Below are 24,014 nucleotides of genomic sequence, written 5' to 3'. Positions count from 1 at the left end.
AACAGCGGTTACTTCGGCTCGATCAGCTGGATCTCCAGCTCGACCTTCACCGCGTCGCTGAGCATGCCCGGCAGCGGGCCGCCGACGCCGAAGTCGGTGCGCTTGATGGTGCCGGTCGCGGAGAACCCGGCGTGCCGGTCCCCGGTGCCCGGCAGCTCCACGACGCCACCCCACTCGACCTCGAGGGTGACCGGCTTGGTGATCTGGCCGAGGGTGGCCTCGCCTTCGACGGTGAAGGTCTCGGCGACCTGGACCGGCGCGAGGCCGCGGAAGGTCAGGGTGGGGCGGTTGGCGACATCGAGGAAGTCGGCCTGGCGGACGTGTGCGTCGCGGTCGGCGTTGCCGGTGTCGAAGGAATCCAGGTAGATGGTGGCGCCCAGGGTGGCCGCGCCGGACTCGTCGACGACGAACTCGGTCTCGAACTTGCCGAAAGTACCGCGCACCTTCGCGATGCCGAGGTGGCGGATGGTGAAGGCGACCGAGGAGTGCGCGGCGTCCAGCGCCCAGGCGCCGGCTTTCAGGGTGGTGGTTTCGGAAGTAGTCATGGCAACCACGATCGCCGCGCTGACCGGCGCTAACCAGACCGCCGTTATCCGGGCACTGCCAGGGCCAGGCTAAGAATCCGAGGACAGGGCACCATGGAACGGTGGTCGCAGAGGAGAACCTGTTCGCGGAATTCCTGATCGCCCGGCGCTCGGAACTGCGCCCGGGCGATGTCGGCATGCCCGGCGGCGGGCGCCGGCGTACCCCGGGGCTGCGCCGCGAGGAGGTCGCCGTGCGCGCCGGGGTCAGCGTCGACTACCTGTCCCGGCTGGAGCAGGGCCGCGATCGCAACCCGTCGGCCGCGGTGATCGGCGCCCTGGCCGACGCGCTGCTGCTCGACGACACCGACCGCCGCCATTTCAGCATGCTGGCCCTGGCCTCCGGGGCGGCCTCGAAGTGCAGTGAGGATTCCGGGCTGTGCCCGGGCGCCAGCACGCCGCAGGAGCAGCTGCCGCCGTCCATCGAGACGATTCTGACGTCGTTGAATCCCACGCCCGCGTTCGTCGTCGGGCGGCGGTTGAACGTGCTCGGCTGGAATGCCGCGTGGGCGGATTTCGTCGGCCCGCTCGGCCTGCTCGACGAGGAGCACGGCACCAATCTGGCGTGGTTCACCTTCATGAACCCGAACGCGCGCACCGTCATCCGGGATTGGTCGGCCGCGGCCGATCATTTCGTGGCCGCGCTGCATCGCGCGAAGTCCCGCTGGCCCGCCGACGACACGTTGCGCGCCACCATCGACGCGCTGCGCAAGGAGCCGGAATTCGCCAAGCGCTGGAAGTCGCACCGCAGCGGTGAGGACGCCTCGGGCACGCTGCATTTCGATCATCCCGAGCACGGGTCGGTCGCGGTGCCGTTCGAGATGCTCTCGGCCGATCGGGATCAGAGCATCGTGGTGTGGCTGACCGACAAGGTCGAGACGGGTGCGCGGGGTTTGCGCCTGGTCTCCGGCGAGTGATCGATAGAACCCGGTAACAACTGTTCGCTGCGCGACGACATGGGTGCAGGCGCAGCACAAGTCGCCTGCACGGCGCACCTGCGAACCGGTTGCCCGACGTTGTCGGGGCAAGGGTGACCCCGCTTCCCAGCGCCGGAAGCAACGTAGTGAGAGGGTCATATCCTGATGTCGGAGCGTTCTATTGCCATGTCTCGACTGTCCCAGCTGGCAACCGTCGGCACCGTTCTGGCGCTGGCCGCCGCGGTAGCCGGCCCGATCGCCGCGGCCGAGCCGACCTCGAGCACCACCGAGCCGTCCACGACCACACCCGCACCGGGTCTGCACCTCACCGTGCCGACACCGGCGGTACCCGTACCGGCGGTGCAGCTGCCGAGTGTGACTGCCCCCGTACAGGTTCCGACGGTTCCGGTGCCGACCGCGCAGGTGCCGGTCCCGGCGGCGCAACTGCCGACCGCCCCGCAGCTGCCGGTCCCGGCCCTGAACGTGCCGAGTGTGCAGCCGCCGCAGGTACAGCTCCCCGAGCTGCCGGCCGGCGCGGGCACCCAGCTCGAGGTCCGGGCGGGCGGCGAGGTGCAGGCGGCGGCCGCGGTCACCGCGGCTGTCGACGCCACCGCGAGCGCCGAACAGGAACACGCCGCCGCGGTCGCGGCCGCCGCCGCGCACTCCGAGGACGCCACCGCGCAGGCCACGGTCGAGGCCGCGCAGGCGAAACTCGAAGCCTCGCAGGCCGCGGTCGCCGCCGCGAAGGCCGATCAGGAACTGGTCGTCGCCGCCCAGGCCGCGGCGAAACTGCAGGCCGACGCGGCGGCCGCGCAGACCGCGGCGGCCACGGCGAAAAAGGCGGCGGCCGACGCGGCGGCCGCGGCGCGGGTCGCCGCCGACAAGGCGGCCGCGCTGGAAGCGCAGGCGGCGGGCGCCACGGGGGCCGAGGCCTCGGTGCAGATCGAAGCGGCCGCGCAGGCCCGGATCGAAGCGAACGCCTCCGCCGAACTCGTGGTCTCGACGCAGGCGGCCGCCGACGCGGCGGCCCAGTTGGCCGGTACCGCACAGGCTTCGGCCGAGGCGGCGCTGGCGGCGAAGCTGGCGCTGGAGAAGAAGGCCGCGCAGGCGGCGGCGCTCGCGAGCCTGGCGGTGCAACACAAGGTGTCGGCGGCCGTCACCGCCGCGCAGGCGGTCGTCGCGAGCGCGACGACGAAGTTGAGCGAGATGCAGCTCGCCGCCAAGGCGGCGCTCGACGCGTCCCTCGCCGCGCAGGCCGGCGTCGACGCGGCGCTCGCGCTGCAACTGAAACTCGACGCCGAGGCGGCGGCGAAGCTGGTCACCGAATGGCAGCTGAAGCTGGACGGCGCGGCTGTCGCGCTGACCGCGGCACTGCAGGCCCAGACCGCGTTGCAGGCCCAGCTCGCGGCGGCGATCGCCGCCGGTGTCGCGCTGGTCGCGACGCTGAACCTGGGCGGTCAGCTGTTCAACGGCATCGAGATCACCAAGCTGACCGAGACCGTTGTAATCATCGGCGAGACCGGCTTGAAGGTGGTCGGCGTCTTCACCGGTGAGGGCGTGTTCGAGGTGGTCGACTACTTCCGGACCGAAGGCGGCGGCAACGAGACGCTGGCGGGCGGGCTGCCCCCGGTGGATCTCGCCCTCGGTGATTCGCCCGCGGCCGGCTCCGACCTGCCGGTCGTGCTGATCGGCGCCGGCGTGCTCGGCGCGGCGGCGGTGGCGACGACGGTCACGCTGGTGGTCCGCCGCAAGCGCACCCGCACGCATGCGTGAGGCCCGTTCCTGGCTGCTGTGCGCGGCCGTGGTCTGCGCGCTCGCCGGCTGTGGCAGCGACGAGGTGTCGCTGCCACCGCCGCAGCGCGCGGCGGTGCCGGCCCAGATCGCCGCGGCCACCCCTGCCGTGATCGAGCCGGCCGAGCCGACCCATCTCGAACTGCGCTCGGCCGAGGGCGTGACCTACCTCAGCAGTCCCCTGCATCCGGAGAAACTGATGCGCGGCGGTGCGAGCGGACAGCAGCTGAACCCGGTCGACGAGTTACCGGTCTGGTGGGGTGAAAGCGGTACTCCCGGAACCGAAACCAAGCAGACCGTCCTGGTGGCCGGGCACAACTACAGCAAGCGCGCCGCGCCGTTCCGGGCGCTGCGGGTCGTGCGGCCGGGCGACCGGGTGGCGCTGCGCACGCCCAACGGCGTGCTGGAGTACGTGGTGCAGAGCGCCGCCCCGGTTCCCAAGGGCGCGCTGCTCGGCCAGCACGAATTACGCGAAGCCGTTGCGGGCCGGTTGATTCTGGCGAACTGCGATGTCGTCGGCGGCGAACCCACCGACGACAACTATCTGGTGATCGCCCAATTGGCGCCGCCGGCAGCGTGATTCAGAGGCCCAGGACAGCCATGCGCTTGGCGTGGCTGTCCTGCATGCGCTCGAACAGGGCGGCGATGCCGTTGAGATCGCCGGCCGAGCCGAGCACCAGATCGGTCAGTTCGTCACGCTGGGCCATCACGTACTGCGCCTGCGTGATCGCCTCGCCCAGCAGCCGCCGGCCCCACAGGGTGAGGCGGTCGCGTTCGGAGCGGCTGGTCTCGACGGCCCGCCGGACCTCCTCGACCACGAACTCGGAGTGGCTGGTCTCCGCGAGCACGTCGCGGACCACGGCGGCGACGCCGGGCGCGAGCGAGCCCGCGATCTCGGAGTAGAAATCGGCGGCGATACCGTCGCCGACGTAGAACTTCACCATCGACTCCAGCCAGGTGGAGGGGTCGGTGGAGTCGTGGTAGGCGTCCAGGGCGCGCACGAAGGGGGCCATCGCGTCGAACACGTCGGCGCCCTGCTCGGCCAGCGCGGCCTCCAGGGTCTGGAAGTGGCGCATCTCCGAGGCGGCCATCTTCGCGGCCGCGACCTTGCCGCGCAGCGTGGGCGAGAGCTTGGCTTCCTCGGCCAGGCGGTAGAACGCGGAGATCTCGCCGTAGGCCAGGACGGCGAACAGGTCGGCTACTCCGGGATGATCCGCCGCGATCGGCGTATTCGCCTCACCGGTGGCCGAAAATCCCAGTGCTCCCGAACTGAGCTGACCCACCCCGTCGGCTCCGCCGACTGCCATCCCCGAATGTGCTCCCATAGCCGCCCAGCCTAGTCGCGTCCGGAAGAACGTGTGGAGCGCGCTCCCCTCAGAGTTCGGACAGGAATTTGTCCAGGTACGTCCAGGTGGTGTCGCGCGCGGTCTCCCCGGTCAGGATGCCCAGGTGGCTGCCCGGGGCGGTCTCGTAGCGCAGCGAGGCGGCGCCGGTGAGCGTGCGGGTACCCGCCTCGACAGCGGCCGCCGGGGTGATGACGTCGGCGGGTCCGCCGACCAGCAGCACGTGCGCGGTGACGTCGGCGAGCGCGATCGCGCGCGGCCCGAAGTGCACGACACCCTTGCCGATGTCGTTGTTGAGCATCAGCCGGCCCCACAGCTGGCCGTAGAAACGGCCGGGGTAGCCGGGCATCTCGGCCATGAAGCGGTCGATGGATTCCATCTTGGCCAGGGTTTCGGTACGGGCCAGATTGCTGGCGACGAACCAGGGCCGGGTGAGTTCGCGATCCCAGGCGGTGATCCGGTAGGCGGCGCGAGTGAGACCGGCGGGGATGCCGCCGGCGGCGCGCACCGCGGTGGAGGTGGCGATGCCGCCGGTCAGTTTCGCGACCGCGCGCAACTGCGGGATGCCGGTCATCTTGTCGTAGTCCAGGGGTGCGCCCACCGCGGTGACCGACCGGATCGGCAGGTGCGCGTGCGCGGCGGCGGTGAGCAGCGCGAGGGTGCCGCCGAGGGACCAGCCGATCAGGTCGACGGGTGCGCCGCCGCGATCGGCGGAGGTGCGCAGGATCGCGTCGGGCAGGATGTCGTCGATCCAGTCCTCGAAGCCCATGCGCCGGTCGGCGAAGGTGATCTCGCCGTAGTCGACGAGGTAGGGCGCGCGCCCGGATTCCACCAGGAAGCGGGCCAGGCTCTGGTCGGCGCGCAGGTCGAAGCAGGTCGCGGGGGCGGCCAGCGGCGGCACCAGCAGGACCGCGGAATCACCTGCGGCACTGGATGACTCGACGCCGTCGAAACGGCGCAGCAGCCGATGCGGGGCCGCCGAGAGCACGGTCGAGGGCGCGGGATCCGGGGCTTCGACGCCCGGACCGAAGGTCAGTGCCCAGGCATTGCGCGCGGCCGTTGAGACGGTGTCAGCGAAACTCACCAGAAGAATGTCTCACATCCCGGTACCAGCGGTAACAGGCAAGCCCGGTTTGTCGCGATTTCGCGCGCGCGGCGGACACCGGTATTTCGAATTGCGGAGGCGGCAATTCGGGGCGCGCACAATATCACGCTACAATCACCGTGGACAACGAAAATTTCGCGCTCGAAGCGGCGAATCCGATGTCCGAGAAAATGTGCGCGCACCAGATCCGCATCACCCTAGCGCCGCGCCGATGTTCCAGGTAGCTGCCGCAGCGACGGCACCCGTGCGAACCTCGCGCCAGCGGCCCGGACGGTGAACATCACAGGCGGATCGTGGTCACCGCGGGCCGACCGGCCCGCCCCACGTCTCGTGCGCGCGTGACGCGATACGAGTGGAAGGCACGAACCCTGAGCAAGATCACTGTCGAACAAGAACCCGGTGTAGCGGACACGCTGCTCACCGCCGAACTGGATGACACGCACACCGCCCCGACATTCGCCGAATTGGGAGTCCGCGAGGAAATCGTCCGCGCGCTCGGCGAGATCGGCATCGAACGCACCTTCGCGATCCAAGAGCTGACGCTGCCGCTGGCCCTGGCCGGCGAGGACCTGATCGGTCAGGCCCGCACCGGCATGGGCAAGACCTTCGGTTTCGGCGTCCCGCTGCTGCACCGCGTCGCCACCGCCGACACCGGCACCACGCCGCTGGACGGCACCCCGCGCGCGCTGATCATCGTGCCGACCCGCGAGCTGTGCATCCAGGTCACCTCCGATCTGGAGAACGCCGCCAAGTACCTGACCAACCATCAGGGCGCGCTGAAGGTCGCCTCGATCTACGGTGGCCGTCCCTACGACACCCAGATCGCCGCGCTGCGCCAGGGCGTCGACGTGGTCGTCGGCACGCCGGGCCGGCTGCTGGATCTCGCGAACCAGGGCCACCTGATCCTCGGCAAGGTCGGCGTGCTGGTCCTGGACGAGGCCGACGAGATGCTGGATCTGGGCTTCCTGCCCGATATCGAGCGCATCCTGACCATGGTTCCGGACAAGCGCCAGACCATGCTGTTCTCGGCCACCATGCCCGGCCCGATCATCACCCTGGCCCGCACCTTCCTGACCAAGCCGACCCACATCCGGGCCGAAGAGGCGCACGCCTCCTCGGTGCACGATCGCACCGCGCAGTTCGTCTACCGCGCGCACGCGCTGGACAAGAGTGAGCTCGTGGCCAAGATCCTGCAGGCCGAGACCCGCGGCGCGACCATGATCTTCACCCGCACCAAGCGCACCGCGCAGAAGGTGGCCGACGAACTGGCCGAGCGCGGTTTCGCGGTCGGCGCGGTGCACGGCGACCTGGGCCAGATCGCGCGCGAGAAGGCGCTGACCAAGTTCCGCAACGGCAAGATCGACGTGCTGGTCGCGACCGACGTCGCGGCGCGCGGTATCGACATCGACGACGTCACCCACGTCATCAACTACCAGTGCCCGGAGGACGAGAAGACCTACGTGCACCGCATCGGCCGGACCGGCCGCGCCGGTCGCACCGGTGTCGCGATCACCCTGATCGACTGGGACGAGCTGAACCGCTGGGCCGGTATCGACAAGGCCCTGGGCCTGGGTATCCCGGAGCCGGTGGAGACCTACTCGCGCTCGCCGCACCTGTTCACCGATCTCGGCATCCCCACCGATGCCACGGGCCAGGTGCGCAAGCCGAAGCCCGCGCGCGACGAGGACGCCGTCGTCGTGGAGCGTGAACGCCGGGCCCCGCGCCAGCGCAACCGTAAGCGGACGCTGCGCGGTCAGCCGCTGGACGAGGCCGCGACCAACGGCGAAGGTGGCGAAAAGGCCGCTGACGAGGTTGTTTCGGACGATGCCGAGGCACCCGGCCGTCGGCGTCGCCGGCGCCGCCGCTCGGGCGGGGACGTCGAGGGCGCGGCCACCGAAGCCGTGACCGAGACCGCCGACGCGGAGACCGAGGCCGACGACGCGGATCAGCCCGCGCGCCGTCGCCGTCGGCGCCGCAAGCCCGCGGAGGACGCCACCGCGACCGAGGGCACCGACACGACCGCTCCCGCGGTCGAGGTCGCGCCCTCGACCGAAGGCACCAGCACCGCTGCCGCGAGCAACGGCTCGGCCGAAAGCAACGGCAGCACCGCTGTCGCGGCCGAGGTCGCCGACACCGCGTCGGCGAACGGCGGCGAGCCGGTCGCCGAGGCCCCGGTCAAGCGCCGCCGCACCCGCAAGCCCGTGGCCGCCGAGGCCGAGAGCACGGGTGAAGCCACCGCCGCCGTGAGCACCGGCGAGGAAACCACCGAGGCTCCGGTCAAGCGCCGGCGCACCCGCAAGGCCGCCACCGCCGACGCCACCGAGAACGGTAGCGCCGACACGGAAAACGGTGCGGCGGAAGCGGATTCGGCCGAAAAGCCGGCCCGCACCCGGCGTCGCCGCAAGCCCGCGGAGGAGACCGCCGACACCGGTGCGGTCGCCCCCGAGACCGCGACCGCTTCGGCATAATTCGGCGGATCCGCTAGTCTCGCAAGCGTGCTCGCACCCGAGCGGCGAACGCGCGCCGACATCATCTCCGCAGTCGCGATCGCCACGCTCGTGGTGGTCGCGGCGCTGGTGGTGTGGGCCCGTGGCGATGCCACAGGCACCGAATCGGTGACCGCGGCGACCCCGGCGTCGGCGCCACCCACCGCGGACCAGCTGCCCGCCGCCCTGCACGAGCTGTGGCACGCGCCCGACAGCGCCGCGACCCGGGCGGTGATCTCCGCGGGCGCGGTGATCACCGGCGAGGGCGGCACCGTCACCGGGCGCGATGCCCGCACCGGCGCGGAGATCTGGCGCTACCGCCGGGATATGCCGCTGTGCGGGCTCGAGTCCCAGTTCGGCCAGGTCGTCGCGGTCTACAAGGATCAGCGCGGGTGCAGCCAGGCCACGCTGCTGGCCGGGGAGAACGGCGACCGCCGGACCGCGCGCAGCAGCTACATGGACCCCTCGATCCGGCTCAGCGTCGACGGCACCTACATGCTCGCCCAGGGCGACAAGCGCCTGGAGATGTGGCGTTCGGATCTGGTGCGCACCCTCGAATACGGCTACGTGGACGCGCCGGTGAACGTGAAGACCCAGCCGCGTAAGGACTGCACCCTGCTCTCGGCGGGTTCCAGCCCGTCCCGGCTGGCGGTGCTGGAGAAGTGCCCGGAGGACGCGACCAACCGGTTGACCGTCCTCAATCCGGCGCCCAAGGACAACACGGTGCCCGAGGAGTACGGCTCGCACGTGCTCAACGGGCTCGGCGCGGACTCCCCCGAGACCCGGGTGCTTGCGGTGTCGGACAGCCGGATCGTGGTGTACCTGCCCGGCGGCAGCCAGTCCGGCGGCGAGAGCAGCCCGCCGCGCCTGGGCGTCTACGACTCCAACGGCAATCCGATTGTGGTGCATCAGCTTTCGGCTCCGCTGGCCGCGAACGCGAGCACCGTGCGAGTCGGCTCGGCCTACCTGGTTTTCACCGGCAACAGCCTGATCGCGTTGCACGCCACCACGTTCGACCCGATCTGGACCGCGCCCGGCGCGCTCGGCACGCCCGCGGTGATGGCGGGCAAGCTGCTGGTGCCGGTCGCGGGCGGCCTGGCGGCACTGGACCCGGCCAATGGGGCCGAGGTGCAACGCATTCCGATCGAACGGCCCGGCTACGACGGCTCCCCCATCTCGCTGGCGGTGCTCGGCGGGACCGTGCTCGAACAGCGCGGCGGCGACCTCTACGCCCTCGGCGGCTGAGCGGCGGATCGCCCGCGGTGCGCACCTTCGGCGAACAAAGTCCGTGGCGGGGCGTCGGTTCGCGTGCGGTCGTCCAGCATGATGGAGACATGGCCGTACGCGACGATGCCCGACTAGCCCTGCTCCGGCACGGGGAAACCGCCTGGTCCAAGGTGCGCCGGCACACCGGCAACACGGACCTGCCACTGACCGCGCTCGGCGAGGAACAGGCCAGGGCCGCGGGGCCCCTGGTGGCCGAGCTGAAACTGCGCGAGCCGCTGGTGCTCGTCAGCCCCCGGCAGCGGGCGGTGCGCACCGCCGAACTCGCCGGCTTCACCGATTTCACCCTCGACGACGACCTGGTCGAATGGGACTACGGCGAGTACGAGGGCCTGACCACCCCGCAGATCCGCGAGCAAGCCCCCGGCTGGACCATCTGGACCGGCCCGGTGCCCGGCGGCGAGTCGGCCGAGCAGGTGCGCGCCCGCGCCGACCGCGTGCTGGCCACCGTGGCCGCCGCGCTGCCCGACCGCGACGTCATCCTGGTCGGCCACGGCCACTTCTCCCGCGCGCTGATCACCCGCTGGGCCGAACTGGATCTGGTCGAGGGCCGCCGCTTCGCCATGACGACCGCCGCCACCAGCGTGCTCGGGTACGAGCACGACGCCCGGACCATCCACGCACACAACCTCGTCCCGCACCTGAATGGAGCCTCACGATGACCCACCCCGGCCATGCCGTCGTCCGCCGCGCCACCCCCGCCGACGTACCCGCCATGGTCGATCTCGTCTACGACCTGGCCGAATACGAGCGGGCGCGCGAAGAGTGCACGCTCACCATCGAGCAGCTGCACACCTCGCTGTTCGGTTCGGCCCCCGCGCTTTTCGGGCACGTCGTCGAGGACGAGACGGGAATCGTCGGCACCGCCATCTGGTTCCTGAACTTCTCCACCTGGAAGGGCACGCACGGGATCTACCTGGAGGATCTCTACGTCAAGCCGGAGACCCGGGGCAAGGGCTACGGCAAGGCGCTGCTGGCCGCGCTCGCGAAGGAGGCCGCGGACAACGGCTACAGCCGGGTGGACTGGGCGGTGCTCACCTGGAACACCCCGTCGATCGAGTTCTACCGGTCGCTCGGCGCTGTCCAGCAAGACGATTGGGTCGGCTACCGGCTCGCCGGTGGCGAACTGCTGCAACTGGCGAAGCAAGCGCGCTGAACCGGCCGTGCAGGTAACCGTTCCGGACAGCTGGCCCGCCACGGCCGAAGAGGCCATGGCACTGCAGGACCGGCTGCGCCCGCTCGTCGACCAGACCAACCCGCGCCCACCGGAATTCCGCACCATCGCCGGACTCGACTCGGCCTACGACGACGAGTCCGGCGTGGTCGCCGCCGCCGCGGTGGTGCTGGACGCCGCGTCGCTGGCGCCCCGGGAAACCGCGATAGCGCACGGCACAACGACTTTCCCGTACCTGCCGGGCCTGCTCGCCTTCCGCGAGCTGCCCACCTCGCTGGCGGTCCTGGAAAAGCTGGCGCGCACACCGGATCTGCTGATCTGCGACAGCCAGGGCCTGGCGCACCCGCGCCGCTTCGGGTTCGCCTGCCACCTCGGGATTCTCGTAGGCATACCCACCATCGGCGTCGCGAAAACGGTGTGGGGCAACTACACCGAACCCGCGCCCGAACGCGGGGCCGCCACCGATCTGCTGATCGACGGCGAGGTGGTGGGCCGGGCGCTGCGTACCCGAACCGGCGTGAAGCCGGTCTTCGTCTCGGTCGGGCACCGCATCGATCTCGACACCGCCTGCGCGCAGGTGCTGGCGCTCACCCCGAAGTACCGCCAGCCCGAAACCACCAGGCAGGCCGACCGGCTGTGCCGTCAGGCCTTGCGCTCGGCGCTCGGGTCGACCCCGTAGCCCTCGGTCATCCACCGGTTGGACGCAGGCGCGAACAGCAATCCCAGCGAGGCGAGGGCGACGATGCCGAGCAGCGCCCCGTACACCGGCTGATGCGAATCGGTGAGCAGCGACCACGCCACCGGGATCATCAGGATCTGCGCGATCACCGCGATGGCGCGGCCCCAGCGATGCCCCGTCAGCAGCCCGAGGCCGGCGGCCAGCACCGCGCCGCCGAGGATGCCGAACCACGCGGCCGTGCCGTAGCCACTGGTCGCGGACTGATCGTGCCCGAGCAAGCCGCGCACCACCAGCACGAGCGCCACGGTCACCGCGATCGCGCCCTCGAGCGCCACCAGCCCGCCCGCGCCGCGCACCGTCGCGGGCACACCCGCGCTTTCCGCATTCCTGTCGCTGTCAACCACGCGCCAAGCCTACGAGCCGAACCCCCGGGACGGCATTTCGGACCGCGCACCGGCGCCAACTAGGCTTCCGACCGTGCGGACCCTGCTGATCGTGAATCCGAATGCCACTTCCACCACTCCGGAGACCAGGGATTTGCTGGCCCACGCGCTGGAGAGCCGCACACAACTCACCGTTGCGCACACCCAGCATCGCGGCCACGCGGCGGAGCTGGCGCAATGGGCCTCGACCAACGAAATGGACCTGATCGTCGTGCACGGCGGCGATGGGACCGTGAACGAGACGATCAACGGATTCCTGCCGCTGCCGGAGGTCGACGACGGCCAGGTCTGGCGGCCCCGGTTGGGTGTCATTCCCGGCGGGTCCGCGAACGTCTTCGCCCGGGCGCTCGGCATCTCGCCGGACCCGGTGACCGCGACCAATCAGCTGATCGACCTGCTCACGGTCAACCGGGACCGCAAGATCGGCCTGGGCGTTGCCGACGACCGCTGGTTCACCTTCAGCGCCGGTGTCGGCCTGGACGCCGATGTCTGCGAGGCGATCGACGCCAGCCGCGCCGACGGTCATCTCGCCACCCCGGCGCGCTACCTTCGCACAACCGTTCGGCAGTTCTTCCGGGCCAAGGGCAACAAGCCCAGCGTCCGCGTAGCGATCCCCGGGCACCCTCCGGTGGACGCCGTGCATTACGCGTTCGTAACGAACACCAGTCCGTGGACGTACCTCAACGACACTCCGGTGCACACCAATCCGGGCACCACCTTCGAGGCCGGCCTCGGCCTGTTCGCGGTGCGCTCGATGGATGTGGTTCCCACCCTGCTGCTCGCCCGCCAGCTGCTGGCGGCCGACGGAAATCCCAAGTCCCGCAATCTGTTTCGCGAGGACGACGTGCCGTCGGTGCGGATCGAATCGCCGGTGCCGATCGGGCTGCAAATCGATGGCGACTTTATCGGGAAGCGCAACGTGGTGGATTTCACCTCGGTGCCGGGTGTACTCGAAGTGGTGGCCCCACAGCCTCGTTGAACACGAAACGCGATCTGAAACATTCGGTTGCGCTGCGAAAACTGGGTAGAGCGAGTACAAAGGAGCCCGCAGGTTCCCGCGCTGGGAACTTCGAGAGCGTGAGCTTCCCCACGGTGCACCAGATACCTATTGACATCTACGGTGTTCGTGAAAGCATTCACAAGCAACCGTGCGGAAACTTTTGAGTCGCACAAGTGAACGATCCACAAACCATAAGGCGCCATTTGCGGCGCCCAGCAAAGGAGCAGAGGAATGGACTGGCGCCACAAGGCCATCTGTCGTGACGAGGACCCTGAACTGTTCTTCCCGGTGGGTAACAGTGGTCCTGCGCTCGCGCAGATTGCCGATGCCAAGCTGGTCTGCGCTCGCTGCCCCGTCACTGCCGATTGCCTGTCCTGGGCCCTGAAGTCCGGTCAGGATGCCGGCGTGTGGGGTGGAATGAGTGAAGACGAGCGCCGGGCGCTCAAGCGTCGTAACGCGCGCACCCGGACCCGCACCGTCGTCTAGAGCGACGACTGGCGTTACCGGGCCACAGCCTCATGGGCCCGGGAACGCATTCGGCCCGGCACCGACAAGAACACTGGTGCCGGGCTTATTTGTTCTCGAACTTGTTATAGCGCAACCAAATGTCCGAATTCGATTGCGCGCACCGATATTCAGCGCCCGGAGCGGCGGCCCAGCGGAACACGCAACACCGCGTCGGTACCGACATCCGCACCCGGATGCAGGCCGATGGAGCCGCCCAGTTCCGCCGTGACGAGCGTCCGCACGATCTGTAGTCCGAGCCGGTCGGAGGATTCCAAGCTGAATCCGGCGGGCAGGCCCCGGCCGTCATCACTGATGATCACGTCGAGCCAGCGCGCCGAACGCTCGGAACGAATTGTCACCGTGCCGTTTTCGCCCGAATCGAAGGCGTGCTCGATGGCGTTCTGTACCAATTCGGTCAGCACCATCACCAGCGGCGTCGCCCGTTCGGCGGAGAAGACGCCCAGCGAACCGGCGCGGCGCACTTTGATGCGCGCCGTGTGCACGGTGGCGACATCGGCCATGATCGGCAGCAACCGGTCGACGACCTCGTCCAGGTCGACCTCTTCGTCCACCGACATGGACAGCATTTCGTGCACGGAGGCAATGGAAGTCACCCGGCGCACCGACTCGGTGAGGGCGACCTGCGCCTCCTCGTTCTCGGTGCGGCGCGCCTGCAACCGCAGCAGCGCGGCCACGGTTTGCAGGTTGTTCTTCACGCGGTGATGAATCTCACGGATGGTGGCGTCCTTGGACAGCAGCGCGCGATCGCGCCGCTTGACCTCGGTGACATCGCGGACGAGTACCGCGGCGCCGGCCAATTCGCCGTGCGGGCGCAGCACCAGGGTGCGCAGCAGCACGGTGGCGCCGCGCGCCTCGACCTCCATCCGGCGCCCGGTACGCCCGGCCAGCGCGGCCTGGATATCGCCGACCACCTCTTGGGCGTCGAACGGGTCGGTGATCAGCGAGCGAGTGGTGACCGCGAGATCCTGACCGGCCAGATCGCTCTGCAAACCCATCCGGTGATAGGCCGACAGCGCGTTCGGGCTGGCGTAGACCACGCTGCCCTCGGTGTCGATCCGGATGAAACCGTCGCCGGCGCGGGGGCTGGAATGGGTCGCCGCGCGGTCCTCGGTGGTCGGGAAGGTGCCGTCGGCGATCATCTGGCACAGGTCGTCGGCGCAGGCCACATAGGCGATCTCGAGGGTGCTGCGGACCTTGGAACGCTGGGTGTCGGTGTCGCGGGACAGCACGGCGATCACGTCGTCGCCGCAGCGCACCGGGATGGCCTCGCGGATCGCGTGCACCGGATGCGGGTGATAGACCGCGGCGGCCTCGCCGCCACTGTCGGCGCGCACGATCTTGCCGCTGATCAGGGCGTCGAAGACCTGGGGATGATCGTCCGGGGTGGCGGTGGTGCCGACCCGGTCCTCGATGTGCACGGTCGCGGCCGTGGTCGGGCGGCACTGGGCGACGCACACTATGTCGGCGCCGTCGGTGACCGGCCCGGCGCCCACCCAGAGCGATAGATCGGCGAAGGATAGGTCGGCGAGCAGTTGCCAATCGCCCACCACCCGTTGCAGATGGTCCACGGCGACGCCGGGAAGGTCGGTGTGTTCGGCTAGTAGCTCGCTGAGGGTCGACACGGGGATCTACGCTTCGATCAGGAGATCACGGCGATCAAGTCGCCTGCCTGCAGGACCTGGCCGGGTTCGACCGCGACCTCGGTGATCTCGCCTTCGACCTCGGTCAGCACCGGAATCTCCATCTTCATGGACTCGAGCAGGATCAGCGCCTGATCCACGTGCACCTTGTCGCCGACCTTGACGTCGACGGTCAGGACGGTCGAGACCATCTCCGCGCGCACTTCCTCGGCCATGGATGCCCCTTCTTCGGTTCGGTCTGTATCCGCTGAAGGTACAGCCAACCACACGTGAAAGAATGGCCTTCAATCAGAAGGGAGCCTACTCATGGGTAAGCGTGGACGTAAGAAGCGCAGCCGCAAGGGAAGCGCAGCCAACCACGGCAAGCGGCCCAACGCCTGAGGCGTAGCGCACGTGTGAAAACACCGAGCGGCCCGCACTTCCCGAGGGAAGCGCGGGCCGCTCAATGTTTGCCGGTCTTTTAAGACTCTCTGGTCTGAATCTCGGTGATCGTGATGGTTCGCCGGATCTCGATGGTGAGCCGATCGCGCAGCGAATCGGGCGCCCGGTCACCGCCGCACTTGCGGCTGAGCAGACCCTTGACCTTCTCCTCGATGCCGTAGGCCTCGATGCAGGGCGAGCAGTGGTCCATGTGGTGCTGCAAGCGCGCCCGGGTGGCGTCGTCGCACTCCCCGTCCAGCATCAGCCAGACGTCGGCGAGTACCGCCCGGCAGTCGAGCTCCATGTCGTCGCTCACTGCTTGACCTCCTGCCGTTCACCGCGGTTGAACCCGCGCTCGCGCGCCACGTCGGCGAGCAGACCCTTCAGTTGCTTGCGGCCGCGGTGCAGCCGGGACATCACAGTACCGATGGGGGTGCCCATGATGTCGGCGATCTCCTTGTACGGGAAACCTTCGACGTCCGCGTAGTAGACCGCCATCCGGAACTCCTCGGGGAGCTCCTGCAGCGCGGCCTTGATGTCGTCGTCGGGTAGCGCGTCCAGCGCCTCCACCTCGGCCGAGCGCAGGCCCGTCGAGGTGTGCTCGGCGGTCGCCGCGAGCTGCCAGTCCGAGATCTCCTCGGTCGGATACTGCGCCGGCTGCCGCTGCTTCTTGCGGTAGGAGTTGATGTAGGTGTTGGTCAGGATGCGGTAGAGCCAGGCCCGCAGGTTGGTGCCCTCGCGGAAGCTCTTGAAGCCCTGGAACGCCTTGACGTAGGTCTCCTGCACCAGGTCCTCGGCGTCGGCGGGATTTCTGGTCATACGCAGCGCGGCGCCGTAGAGCTGGTCCAGCATCGGGAGCGCGTCGCGCTCGAACCGCTGCCCCAGTTCCGCATCGTCGACCGCGGTGCCGGGGTTGCCCTCGTCCACCACGCCTTCGTCGCTCGTCACACCTGTCCCTTCGATTGCGGTACCTGCCAAATCTACCGGCATCGGCACAGCGATCGGGAACTGCGTGTCGGCGGGCCCGGTCCACACCGGACGTTCGTCGAGCAATACGGGCACCGGCTTCTCCTCACACGTCGTCAACTGGCTGCTATCGCAATGCAACAGGCACGAGCGTCCCGGTGTTCCCGCGCCGGTTACAGTCGCTGCCATGGCCGCAGCCTCGACACCGGCGATTCGCACCCTGACCGTGGCGGGAGTGGCGCATCGCGTGCACGCCTACACCCACGATCCGCGCTCGGATTCCTACGGCACCGAGGCGGTCGACGCGCTCGGCGCGGAGCTCGGGGTCGAGCCCGGGCAGATCTTCAAGACCCTGGTGCTCGAGCTGTCCACCGGGACGCTGGCGGTGGCGGTGCTGCCGGTGCCGAACACCTTGTCGCTCAAGGCCGCTGCCGCCGCCCTGGGTGTGCCGAAGGCCGCCATGGCGGACAAGACGAAGGCCGAGAAGACCACCGGTTACGTGCTCGGCGGCATCTCCCCGCTCGGCCAGCGCAAGCAATTGCCGACCGTGGTGGACGCCTCGGCGCTGCACTGGGATCGGATGCTGTGCAGCGCGGGGCGGCGCGGCCTCGAGATCGAACTCGCGCCCGCCGACCTGGTGCGGCTGGCGGCGGCGGTGACCGCGCCGATCGTCGCCGGTTGAAAACAGACCGTGTGGCATCCAACAGCCGACCGCGGATCTGTGCGGTAATGATCCCGGCAGCACCGGACAAAACAGGCGCTGCGCTCGAGCTCCAGCAAGGTCCGATTCGTCCGACCCGAGGATGTGATGCTCAATGTTGTCTCAGCACCGCCTGGTCTCCCGCTCGCTCGTCGCGGTACTCGGAGCAGCCACGCTGGCTCTGGGCCCGCTGACCGCGAGCCCGGCCGGCGCGGATCCGGTTGTCATTCAGGTGAACCCCGGCCAGCAGGCCGACTACCCCGGCAAGGCCAAGCCCGACGAGAAGGCCGAAAAGGCCGAGAAGCTGGGCGGCGGACTGGTCAACAAGGCGATCGACCTGGGCGCGGGCGTGCTCAAGTGCGGCCTGAGCCTGGCCACGGAAACGGTGCCCTGCAAGCTCTGAGCACCCCGACGCACGGCCGAGCCGATCAGCAGCTGATCCGCTCGGCCGTTGTTCTGTCGCCCTAGAGGGTGTCGAGCAGCTCCGGGCCGTTGTTGCGCACGCTGTTGACCAGCTGGGATACCGGCCGCGTGATAATCCCGGAGACCGCCTCGGGACTCGGCGTGGTCAGCAACTCGGCCGGGGCCGGATGATCGGGGTCCAGCCAGGCGTCCCAGTGCTCGCGCGGCATCTGCAGCGGCATCCGGTCGTGGATGCGGGTGAGATCGCCGACCGCGTCGGTAGTCAGAATGGTGCAGGAGAGCAGCGGATCGCTCTCGGGCAGGGATTTATCCCGCCACACCGACCACAGACCGGCCATATAGAGCCGGGAACCGTCGGCATTGGCCATGAAATAGGGCTGCTTGGCCACCTTGCCCTTCTTGGTGGCATCCGGCTCGACCAGCCACTCGTACCAGCCGTCCATCGGGACCAGGCAGCGCCGGTACTTCACCGCGTCGCGGAACGACGGCGTGGTGGCGGCCTTGTCGGCCCGGGCGTTGAACAGGGGTTTGCCCTTGACCGGGACGCCGGGCTCGGCGACCTTCGTCCACAGCGGGATCAACCCCCAGCGCATCCGCCGGATCCGCAGCTTCGGGTCGTCCTCGGGGTGCCCGTGCTCGTGCCGCTCCACCACGGTCAGGACCTGCGTGGTCGGCGCGACATTGTAGTTCGTGAAACCGTTACTGCCGGAATCATTTTCGCCACCGGACTCGTCGATGGCGTCCAGTTCCACGGCAAGCTTGCCGGGGTTCGTCGTGGTCGCATATCGTCCGCACATATCTCGATCGTGCCACTTCACCCCGACAAGTTCGGGGACAATTGAAACCGAGCTGGTGACCTGGTGAGAGTTTTGGCATAACATCCTCTCATTGGATGGGGTAGATCACACCTCGTCCACTCCGGTGCGCGCACCGACCGGGCCACCGCAGAGGTAAGAGGAGAGTTCCACTGTGACCACCACAGAGACCACCCCCGAGACGTTGTTGACGTCGGTCGATCCGGCCACCGGGGAAGTCATCGCCAGCTACCCCATCGATGACGAGAACGCGGTGCGCGCGGCCGTCGCCAAGGCCCGCACCGCCGCCGGCACCTGGGGCGCCCTGGAGTACGGCGAGCGCCGGAAGTACTTGCAGCGCTGGGAATCCCAGCTCGTCGCCGACTCCGACGAGTTCTGCGCCCTGATCCACCGGGAGAACGGCAAGCCGCTCGACGACGCCTTCCTGGAACTGATGCTGGCGCTGGAGCACATCGCCTGGGCCGCCAAGAACGCCAAGAAGGTGCTCGGCCCCAAGAAGATCTCCCCCGGCCCGCTGATGTCGAACTTCTCCGCGCGCCTCGAGCACCGCCCGCTCGGCGTCGTCGGCGTCATCGGCCCCTGGAACTACCCGGTCTACACCCCGAACGGCTCCATCGGCTACGCGCTCGCCGCGGGCAACACCGTGGTGTTCAAGCCGAGCGAATTCTCCACGGGCATCGGCAATTTCCTCGTCGCCGCGTTCAAGAAGGCGAACCCCGACCTGCCCGAAGGCGTGTTCGAGGTGATCAACGGCTACGGCGAGACCGGCGCCGCGCTGGTCCGCTCCGGCGTCGACAAGATCGCCTTCACCGGGTCCACCGCCACCGGTAAGCGGATCATGGCCGCCGCCGCCGACACCCTCACCCCCGTGCTGCTGGAATGCGGCGGCAAGGACGCGGTGATCGTCGCGGGCGACGCCGACGTGAAGGCCGCCGCCGACGCGGTCGCCTGGGGCGCCACCTCCAACAGCGGCCAGACCTGCGCCGGCGTGGAGCGGGTGTACGTCGACCGTTCGGTGCGCGAGGAGTTCGTGGCCGAGGTCAAGCGGATCCTGACCGAGATCAAGCCGGGCTCGGGCGACAAGGCGCACTACGGCCCGATGACGATGCCGAGCCAGATCGACATCGTGCGCCGCCACATCGAGGACGCGCTGAAGAAGGGCGGCACCGCGGTGCTCGGCGGCCCGGAATCGGTCAAGGGCCCCTTCATCGAGCCGGTCGTCCTGGTCGACGTGGACGAGGACTCCGAGGCCGTCGCCGAGGAGACCTTCGGCCCGACCGTCACCATCAAGACCGTCGACGGTGTCGACGAGGCGGTCGAACTGGCCAACAAGTCCAAGTACGGGCTGTCCTCGGCGGTGTACTCCAAGAAGAACGGCCTGGAGATCGCGCGCCGGCTGCGCGTGGGCGCCACCTCGGTGAACTCGGTGCTGGCCTTCGCCGCCATCCCCGGGCTGCCCTTCGGCGGCGTCGGCGAATCCGGCATCGGCCGCATCCACGGCGAGCCCGGATTGCGCGAGTTCGCCCGGCCGCATTCGATCGCGGTGCAGAAGTTCGCGATTCCCGGGATGGCCCTGCTGTCCTACAGCCGCAGCGAGTCCACCATGAACCTGCTGCGCAAGGTGGTGCCGTTCCTGCACGGGCGGCACAAGTAAGCAGTACCTTCGATCCAGCCGCATCGGCCACCGGCCGGTGCGGCTGGTCTTATTCCGCGACCGCCCGCGTGTCAGTCGGTGCGATGGGCGAAGATGGACCCGTGACTTATTGGCAAGCTCCCCATGTCGATGTTCCCGTCCACGCCACCGTCAGCCTGCCCGGATCGAAATCGATCACCAATCGGGCCTTGATCCTGGCGGCCCTGGCGGACGGTCCCTCGACGCTCACCGGAGCCCTGCGCAGTCGCGACACCAACCTGATGATCGAGGCCCTGCGGGCCATGGGCACACGCATCGAAGGCGACGCCGACACCCTGGCCGTCACGCCCACTCCGCTCGGCGGCGGCGCCGTCGACTGCGGGCTGGCCGGCACGATCATGCGCTTCCTTCCGCCGGCCGCGACGCTGGCCACCGGCGCCGTCGCCTTCGACGGTGACACCCAGGCCCGGGCCCGCCCGCTGCGCACCATCCTCGAGGCGCTGCGCGGCCTCGGCGCCGAGGTCGACGGCGACACCCTGCCCTTCACCGTGCACGGCAAGGGCGCGCTGCGCGGCGGCACCGTCACCATCGACGCGTCCGGCTCCTCGCAGTTCGTCTCCGGGCTGCTGCTCTCCGGCGCGCGCTTCGAGGAGGGCCTGACCGTGCATCACGACGGCAAGGCGCTGCCGTCCGTGCCGCACATCGAGATGACGGTGGAAATGCTGCGCCGCGCCGACGTCTCGGTGGAGGCGCCGGCCGACAGCCGCAAGGCGCAGACCTGGATCGTGCATCCCGGCCCGATCCGCGCGGTCGACTGGGAAATCGAACCCGATCTGTCCAACGCGACACCGTTCCTGGCCGCCGCGGCGATCACCGGGGGCGCGGTCAGCATTCCGCACTGGCCGCGGATCACCACCCAGCCCGGTGATGTCATCCGGGAGATCCTGGTGCGGATGGGCGCCGAGGTCGGCATCGTCGACGGCGTCCTCACCGTGCGCGGGCCGGAACGGCTCGCGGGCATCGACATCGACCTGCACGACGTCGGCGAACTCACCCCCACCGTCGCCGCGCTGGCCGCGCTCGCCGACTCCCCGTCCTGGCTGCGCGGCATCGCGCATCTGCGCGGGCACGAGACCGACCGGCTGGCGGCGCTGTCCACCGAGATCAACCGGCTCGGCGGCAAGGTCACCGAGACCGAGGACGGGCTCGAGATCGTGCCCGCCGAATTGCACGGCGGCCGTTGGCATTCCTACGCCGACCACCGGATGGCGACCGCCGGCGCGATCCTCGGCCTCAAGGTGCCCGGTATCGAGATCGAAGACATCGGCACCACCGCCAAGACACTGCCCGATTTCGTCGATCTGTGGGCCACGATGCTCGATTCCGCGCCGGGAGCGGCACACTGAGCGGGCGCAGTTCGGGCAGCTACGACGAATCCGATGTCCGGGTTCGTCCGGGCAAGAGTTCGCGTCCGCGCACCAAAACCCGTCCGCGGCACAGCGATGCCGAGGCCGCGATGGTGGTGGCGGTGGACCGCGGCCGCTGGGGCTGCGTGCTCGACGGTGATCCGGAACGGCCGATCGTCGCGATGCGCGCCCGCGAGCTGGGCCGAACGCCGATCGTCGTCGGCGATCAGGTGGACGTGGTCGGCGATCTGTCCGGCAAGCCGGACAGCCTGGCCCGCATCGTGCGGGTGGCCGAACGCCGAACGGTGTTGCGGCGCACCGCCGATGACACCGATCCGTTCGAACGGATCGTCGTGGGCAACGCCGAGCAGCTGTTCATCGTCGTCGCCCTGGCCGATCCGCCGCCGCGCACCGGGTTCGTGGAACGCGCCATGGTGGCCGCGTTCGCCGGTGGGCTGAAACCGATTCTGTGCCTGACCAAGCACGATCTGGCCGGTGAGTCCGAATTCGCCGCCGCCTTCGACGATCTCGAGCTGACCATCGTCTACGGCGGCGTCGACGATCCGCTGGAACCGGTCAACGCGCTGCTGGACAACAAGCTCACCGCCCTCATCGGGCACTCCGGCGTCGGCAAGTCGACCCTGGTGAATCGTCTTGTGCCCGATGCGGATCGGGCCGTCGGCATCGTCTCCGGCGTCGGCAAGGGCCGCCACACCTCCACCCAGTCCGTCGCGCTGCCGCTGCCCGCCGGCGGCTGGGTCATCGACACACCCGGCGTGCGCTCCTTCGGCCTGGCGCACATCACCCCCGACGATGTCATCGCCGCCTTCACCGATCTGGCCGCCGCCATCGAGGACTGCCCCCGCGGCTGCACCCATCTCGGCCCGCCCGCCGATCCGGAATGCGCCCTGGATCGGCTTCCGGGCAAGGAACGTCGCGTCGCCGCCATCCGCATGCTTCTCAACGCCCTGAACTCCAACGAATCCTGGCAGCGCAGCACCGACTAGTGCCCGTCGGGCTGCTTCGGCGCGAACGGCCATTCCTCGAACCAGGTGCAGCGCCCGACCGAGTCGAAGCACAGGATCCACAGGTCGCGCCAGCGCGCGGGCGTGTCGTCCAGGTACGCCACCTCGACCCGGACCACGGCCGTATCACCTTCCACGGCAACGACTTCGGACTCCATCGTGAAGCCTTCACCGGGCCCGTCGCGGCCCTGCTCCCAGAACTCGGCCAGCGCGGCGAGCCCGTCGAGCGGCTCCGCCCACGGGGACACCAGATAACCGGCGTCGGGCGCGAAGAGCCCATCCAGTGCCGCCGTGCCCGGCGACCGCCAGGCCCGCTCGTATTCCTCGACCCAGGCCTGCACGGCAGCGCGGTCCACGAGGCATAAGGTACCGCGCTCCGGGGTCCGGCAATCGGATTGCCGGGACGAGAGTCGTGCGGTTCGATGACCGGATGAGTGGCACAGCGAACGATGCGGAATTGACGCCCGAGTTGGCCGCGACGATCGCGGCGGCGTTCGCGAAGCGGGATCGGGCGAATATGGGGCCGACGATCGAGTTCTTCGAGCGGCTGCTGGCGCAGCACCCGGGGAATCCGTATGTGTTGTATGAAGTGGGTGGGTCGTATGACACTGCGGGGCAGGAGGATACGGCGATCGAGTACTACGGCAAGGCGCTGCCCGGGCTGAGCGGGGTGATCCGGCAGCGGTGCCTGTTGCAGTACGGGAGTTCGCTGCGCAACCTCGGGCGGTACGACGAGTCGAGGCAGGTGCTCGAGCAGGCGCGGGCGGAGTTTCCCGATTCCGACTCGTTGCGGGTCTTCGCCGCGCTGACCGCGCACGCCTCGGGCCACCCGGATCAAGCGCTGGGAGCGCTGTTGGAATTGATCGCCGACCGGGTCGATTCGGCCGAGATCAAGCGCTACGAGCCCGCGATTCGCGGGCACGCGGCGGCGTTGGCGCCGGGCTAGCCGCCGAAGGTTTCGCGGTGCACGGCGTCGGCGAGGGGGCGGCCGGTGCGCCAGCCGAAGCGTTCCAGGTCGGGGAGCTGCTGGAATTCGTGTACGGGGCCGACGCAGAGCCAGGCGACCAGGTGGATGTCGGTGGGGGCGGCGACCAGGTCGGCGAGGAAGGCGGGGTCGTAGAAGGAGACCCAGCCGACGCCGATGTGCTCGGCGGTGGCGGCGAGCCAGAGGTTCTGGATGGCCAGAACGGCTGAGTAGACGCCGGTTTCGGGGATGGTGGCGCGGCCCAGGATGTGCGGGCCGCCGCGGTCGTGGCGGTAGGTGACGACGACGCCGGTACCGCTCTCGGTGATGCCCTCGATCTTGATCGGGTCGAAGGTGGCGGCGCGGTCCGGCGGCAGGGAGCGGTGGAACTCGGCGCGCTTCTCGGCGACGTGGTCGGCGAACTTGCGCAGCGTCGCCGGGTCCTGGATCACGATGAAGTCCCACGGCTGGGAGTTGCCGACACTCGGGGCGCGGTGCGCGGCGTCGAGAATCCGCAGCAGCGTGGCCTCGTCCACCGGTGCCCCGGTGAACTCCGCGCGCACATCCCGCCGCCGCCGGATGACCTCGTACAACTCCTCAGCACTCACCCGCCCAGTCAACCAAGGGGCAGCGCGCACACGAAAACCGGGAGCCCAGCTCGGCTGGACTCCCGGTGCTCGAACGACTGCGG

The 24,014-nt window shown here is 69.4% G+C and carries 26 protein-coding genes and 1 pseudogene; 16 read left to right on the top strand and 11 right to left on the bottom strand.

Going from position 1 to position 24,014, the window contains the following annotated elements:
- Positions 1–8 precede the first annotated feature (8 nt).
- Positions 9–545, bottom strand: coding sequence for a YceI family protein (locus tag AB0H76_RS02340; protein WP_357316201.1), 537 nt, complete (start codon positions 543–545; stop codon positions 9–11).
- A gap of 101 nt (positions 546–646) precedes the next feature.
- Here AB0H76_RS02340 and AB0H76_RS02335 point away from each other — a divergent pair, with 101 nt between their 5' ends.
- The 3 genes from AB0H76_RS02335 (at position 647) to AB0H76_RS02325 (ending at position 3,869) form a co-directional block, all read left to right on the top strand.
- Positions 647–1,498 (top strand): helix-turn-helix transcriptional regulator, encoded by an 852-nt coding sequence (locus AB0H76_RS02335; RefSeq protein WP_357316199.1) that lies wholly within the window; start codon positions 647–649, stop codon positions 1,496–1,498.
- A gap of 186 nt (positions 1,499–1,684) precedes the next feature.
- Positions 1,685–3,271: a hypothetical protein gene (locus AB0H76_RS02330; protein WP_357316196.1), complete on the top strand. Its 1,587-nt coding sequence runs from the start codon at positions 1,685–1,687 to the stop codon at positions 3,269–3,271.
- Positions 3,264–3,869, top strand: coding sequence for a class F sortase (locus tag AB0H76_RS02325; RefSeq protein ID WP_357316193.1), 606 nt, complete (start codon positions 3,264–3,266; stop codon positions 3,867–3,869). The genes AB0H76_RS02330 and AB0H76_RS02325 overlap by 8 nt, the downstream gene beginning before the upstream one ends.
- Before the next feature lies 1 nt (position 3,870).
- Here AB0H76_RS02325 and AB0H76_RS02320 read toward each other — a convergent pair whose 3' ends face one another.
- Together AB0H76_RS02320 and AB0H76_RS02315 are read right to left on the bottom strand one after the other, a co-directional pair.
- Positions 3,871–4,596, bottom strand: a complete 726-nt coding sequence (locus tag AB0H76_RS02320; RefSeq protein ID WP_357316190.1) for a ferritin-like fold-containing protein — start codon at positions 4,594–4,596, stop codon at positions 3,871–3,873.
- 67 nt (positions 4,597–4,663) lie between these two features.
- On the bottom strand, positions 4,664–5,716 hold the full coding sequence (locus AB0H76_RS02315; RefSeq protein WP_357316187.1) for an alpha/beta hydrolase: 1,053 nt from the start codon (positions 5,714–5,716) through the stop codon (positions 4,664–4,666).
- 389 nt (positions 5,717–6,105) lie between these two features.
- Here AB0H76_RS02315 and AB0H76_RS02310 point away from each other — a divergent pair.
- From AB0H76_RS02310 to AB0H76_RS02290, 5 genes and pseudogenes are all read left to right on the top strand, one after another.
- Positions 6,106–7,611: pseudogene (locus AB0H76_RS02310) on the top strand (DEAD/DEAH box helicase); the annotation flags it as partial.
- 621 nt (positions 7,612–8,232) lie between these two features.
- Complete coding sequence (locus tag AB0H76_RS02305; protein WP_357316184.1) at positions 8,233–9,468, top strand: PQQ-binding-like beta-propeller repeat protein; 1,236 nt, start codon at positions 8,233–8,235, stop codon at positions 9,466–9,468.
- 89 nt (positions 9,469–9,557) lie between these two features.
- Positions 9,558–10,169, top strand: coding sequence for an acid phosphatase (locus AB0H76_RS02300; protein WP_357316182.1), 612 nt, complete (start codon positions 9,558–9,560; stop codon positions 10,167–10,169).
- Positions 10,166–10,663, top strand: coding sequence for a GNAT family N-acetyltransferase (locus AB0H76_RS02295; protein WP_357316179.1), 498 nt, complete (start codon positions 10,166–10,168; stop codon positions 10,661–10,663). The genes AB0H76_RS02300 and AB0H76_RS02295 overlap by 4 nt, the downstream gene beginning before the upstream one ends.
- 7 nt (positions 10,664–10,670) lie before the next feature.
- Positions 10,671–11,360, top strand: coding sequence for an endonuclease V (locus AB0H76_RS02290; protein ID WP_357316177.1), 690 nt, complete (start codon positions 10,671–10,673; stop codon positions 11,358–11,360).
- Here the strand turns inward: AB0H76_RS02290 and AB0H76_RS02285 are convergent.
- The gene (locus AB0H76_RS02285; RefSeq protein ID WP_357316174.1) at positions 11,324–11,764 is read right to left on the bottom strand and encodes a hypothetical protein; all 441 of its coding nucleotides are present in this window, start codon (positions 11,762–11,764) and stop codon (positions 11,324–11,326) included. The genes AB0H76_RS02290 and AB0H76_RS02285 overlap by 37 nt on opposite strands.
- Positions 11,765–11,837: 73 nt before the next feature.
- On the opposite strand from AB0H76_RS02285, the gene AB0H76_RS02280 reads away from it, so the two are divergent.
- Positions 11,838–12,782, top strand: a complete 945-nt coding sequence (locus AB0H76_RS02280; RefSeq protein ID WP_357316172.1) for a diacylglycerol kinase family protein — start codon at positions 11,838–11,840, stop codon at positions 12,780–12,782.
- A gap of 252 nt (positions 12,783–13,034) precedes the next feature.
- Positions 13,035–13,289 carry a WhiB family transcriptional regulator gene (locus AB0H76_RS02275; RefSeq protein ID WP_011211115.1) on the top strand — a complete coding sequence of 85 codons (255 nt, stop codon included), beginning with the start codon at positions 13,035–13,037 and terminating at the stop codon, positions 13,287–13,289.
- Positions 13,290–13,438: 149 nt separating this feature from the next.
- Here the strand turns inward: AB0H76_RS02275 and AB0H76_RS02270 are convergent, their stop codons facing one another.
- The 4 genes from AB0H76_RS02270 to AB0H76_RS02255 all read right to left on the bottom strand — a co-directional run bounded on the left by AB0H76_RS02270 (position 13,439) and on the right by AB0H76_RS02255 (position 16,477).
- The gene (locus AB0H76_RS02270) at positions 13,439–14,953 is read right to left on the bottom strand and encodes a histidine kinase N-terminal domain-containing protein (RefSeq protein WP_357316170.1); all 1,515 of its coding nucleotides are present in this window, start codon (positions 14,951–14,953) and stop codon (positions 13,439–13,441) included.
- Positions 14,954–14,970: 17 nt separating this feature from the next.
- Positions 14,971–15,186 (bottom strand): biotin/lipoyl-binding carrier protein, encoded by a 216-nt coding sequence (locus tag AB0H76_RS02265; RefSeq protein ID WP_357316168.1) that lies wholly within the window; start codon positions 15,184–15,186, stop codon positions 14,971–14,973.
- A 245-nt stretch (positions 15,187–15,431) separates the two neighbouring features.
- A complete protein-coding gene (rsrA, locus tag AB0H76_RS02260; protein WP_357320326.1) occupies positions 15,432–15,695 on the bottom strand; it encodes a mycothiol system anti-sigma-R factor in 264 nt (87 codons plus the stop codon).
- Between the two features lie 8 nt (positions 15,696–15,703).
- On the bottom strand, positions 15,704–16,477 hold the full coding sequence (locus AB0H76_RS02255) for a sigma-70 family RNA polymerase sigma factor (protein ID WP_357316165.1): 774 nt from the start codon (positions 16,475–16,477) through the stop codon (positions 15,704–15,706).
- 67 nt (positions 16,478–16,544) lie between these two features.
- Here AB0H76_RS02255 and ybaK point away from each other — a divergent pair, with 67 nt between their 5' ends.
- On the top strand, positions 16,545–17,039 hold the full coding sequence (gene ybaK, locus AB0H76_RS02250) for a Cys-tRNA(Pro) deacylase (protein ID WP_357316162.1): 495 nt from the start codon (positions 16,545–16,547) through the stop codon (positions 17,037–17,039).
- A 133-nt stretch (positions 17,040–17,172) separates the two neighbouring features.
- Positions 17,173–17,460 (top strand): hypothetical protein, encoded by a 288-nt coding sequence (locus AB0H76_RS02245; protein ID WP_357316160.1) that lies wholly within the window; start codon positions 17,173–17,175, stop codon positions 17,458–17,460.
- Between the two features lie 61 nt (positions 17,461–17,521).
- Here the strand turns inward: AB0H76_RS02245 and AB0H76_RS02240 are convergent, their stop codons facing one another.
- Complete coding sequence (locus tag AB0H76_RS02240) at positions 17,522–18,277, bottom strand: SOS response-associated peptidase (protein WP_357316158.1); 756 nt, start codon at positions 18,275–18,277, stop codon at positions 17,522–17,524.
- Positions 18,278–18,449: 172 nt separating this feature from the next.
- Here AB0H76_RS02240 and AB0H76_RS02235 point away from each other — a divergent pair, with 172 nt between their 5' ends.
- From AB0H76_RS02235 to rsgA, 3 genes are all read left to right on the top strand, one after another.
- Entirely contained in the window at positions 18,450–19,949 is a 1,500-nt protein-coding gene (locus tag AB0H76_RS02235; RefSeq protein WP_357316155.1) for an aldehyde dehydrogenase family protein, read from the top strand.
- 83 nt (positions 19,950–20,032) lie between these two features.
- Complete coding sequence (aroA, locus tag AB0H76_RS02230; RefSeq protein WP_357316152.1) at positions 20,033–21,334, top strand: 3-phosphoshikimate 1-carboxyvinyltransferase; 1,302 nt, start codon at positions 20,033–20,035, stop codon at positions 21,332–21,334.
- Complete coding sequence (gene rsgA / locus AB0H76_RS02225) at positions 21,331–22,341, top strand: ribosome small subunit-dependent GTPase A (RefSeq protein ID WP_357320323.1); 1,011 nt, start codon at positions 21,331–21,333, stop codon at positions 22,339–22,341. The genes aroA and rsgA overlap by 4 nt, the downstream gene beginning before the upstream one ends.
- Here the strand turns inward: rsgA and AB0H76_RS02220 are convergent.
- Positions 22,338–22,715: a nuclear transport factor 2 family protein gene (locus AB0H76_RS02220; RefSeq protein ID WP_357316149.1), complete on the bottom strand. Its 378-nt coding sequence runs from the start codon at positions 22,713–22,715 to the stop codon at positions 22,338–22,340. The genes rsgA and AB0H76_RS02220 overlap by 4 nt on opposite strands.
- A 74-nt stretch (positions 22,716–22,789) precedes the next feature.
- On the opposite strand from AB0H76_RS02220, the gene AB0H76_RS02215 reads away from it, so the two are divergent.
- Positions 22,790–23,305: a tetratricopeptide repeat protein gene (locus AB0H76_RS02215; RefSeq protein WP_357316146.1), complete on the top strand. Its 516-nt coding sequence runs from the start codon at positions 22,790–22,792 to the stop codon at positions 23,303–23,305.
- Here the strand turns inward: AB0H76_RS02215 and bluB are convergent.
- On the bottom strand, positions 23,302–23,931 hold the full coding sequence (bluB, locus tag AB0H76_RS02210; protein ID WP_357316143.1) for a 5,6-dimethylbenzimidazole synthase: 630 nt from the start codon (positions 23,929–23,931) through the stop codon (positions 23,302–23,304). The genes AB0H76_RS02215 and bluB overlap by 4 nt on opposite strands.
- Between the last annotated feature and the right edge of the window lie 83 nt (positions 23,932–24,014).

The organism is Nocardia sp. NPDC050712 (assembly GCF_040654295.1).
GTDB lineage: Bacteria > Actinomycetota > Actinomycetes > Mycobacteriales > Mycobacteriaceae > Nocardia.
The sequence above is the reverse complement of the archived record's forward strand: the minus strand, read 5'-3'. Positions and strand labels throughout refer to the sequence as shown.

Coding starts and splice junctions, on each gene's coding strand:
- AB0H76_RS02340 (WP_357316201.1), bottom strand. CDS start 545: ATGACTACTTCCGAAACCACCACCCTGAAAGCCGGCGCCTGGGCGCTG.
- AB0H76_RS02330 (WP_357316196.1), top strand. CDS start 1,685: ATGTCTCGACTGTCCCAGCTGGCAACCGTCGGCACCGTTCTGGCGCTG.
- AB0H76_RS02325 (WP_357316193.1), top strand. CDS start 3,264: ATGCGTGAGGCCCGTTCCTGGCTGCTGTGCGCGGCCGTGGTCTGCGCG.
- AB0H76_RS02320 (WP_357316190.1), bottom strand. CDS start 4,596: ATGGCAGTCGGCGGAGCCGACGGGGTGGGTCAGCTCAGTTCGGGAGCA.
- AB0H76_RS02300 (WP_357316182.1), top strand. CDS start 9,558: ATGGCCGTACGCGACGATGCCCGACTAGCCCTGCTCCGGCACGGGGAA.
- AB0H76_RS02295 (WP_357316179.1), top strand. CDS start 10,166: ATGACCCACCCCGGCCATGCCGTCGTCCGCCGCGCCACCCCCGCCGAC.
- AB0H76_RS02275 (WP_011211115.1), top strand. CDS start 13,035: ATGGACTGGCGCCACAAGGCCATCTGTCGTGACGAGGACCCTGAACTG.
- AB0H76_RS02265 (WP_357316168.1), bottom strand. CDS start 15,186: ATGGCCGAGGAAGTGCGCGCGGAGATGGTCTCGACCGTCCTGACCGTC.
- rsrA (WP_357320326.1), bottom strand. CDS start 15,695: ATGGAGCTCGACTGCCGGGCGGTACTCGCCGACGTCTGGCTGATGCTG.
- ybaK (WP_357316162.1), top strand. CDS start 16,545: ATGGCCGCAGCCTCGACACCGGCGATTCGCACCCTGACCGTGGCGGGA.
- AB0H76_RS02245 (WP_357316160.1), top strand. CDS start 17,173: ATGTTGTCTCAGCACCGCCTGGTCTCCCGCTCGCTCGTCGCGGTACTC.
- AB0H76_RS02240 (WP_357316158.1), bottom strand. CDS start 18,277: ATGTGCGGACGATATGCGACCACGACGAACCCCGGCAAGCTTGCCGTG.
- aroA (WP_357316152.1), top strand. CDS start 20,033: ATGGGCGAAGATGGACCCGTGACTTATTGGCAAGCTCCCCATGTCGAT.
- AB0H76_RS02215 (WP_357316146.1), top strand. CDS start 22,790: ATGAGTGGCACAGCGAACGATGCGGAATTGACGCCCGAGTTGGCCGCG.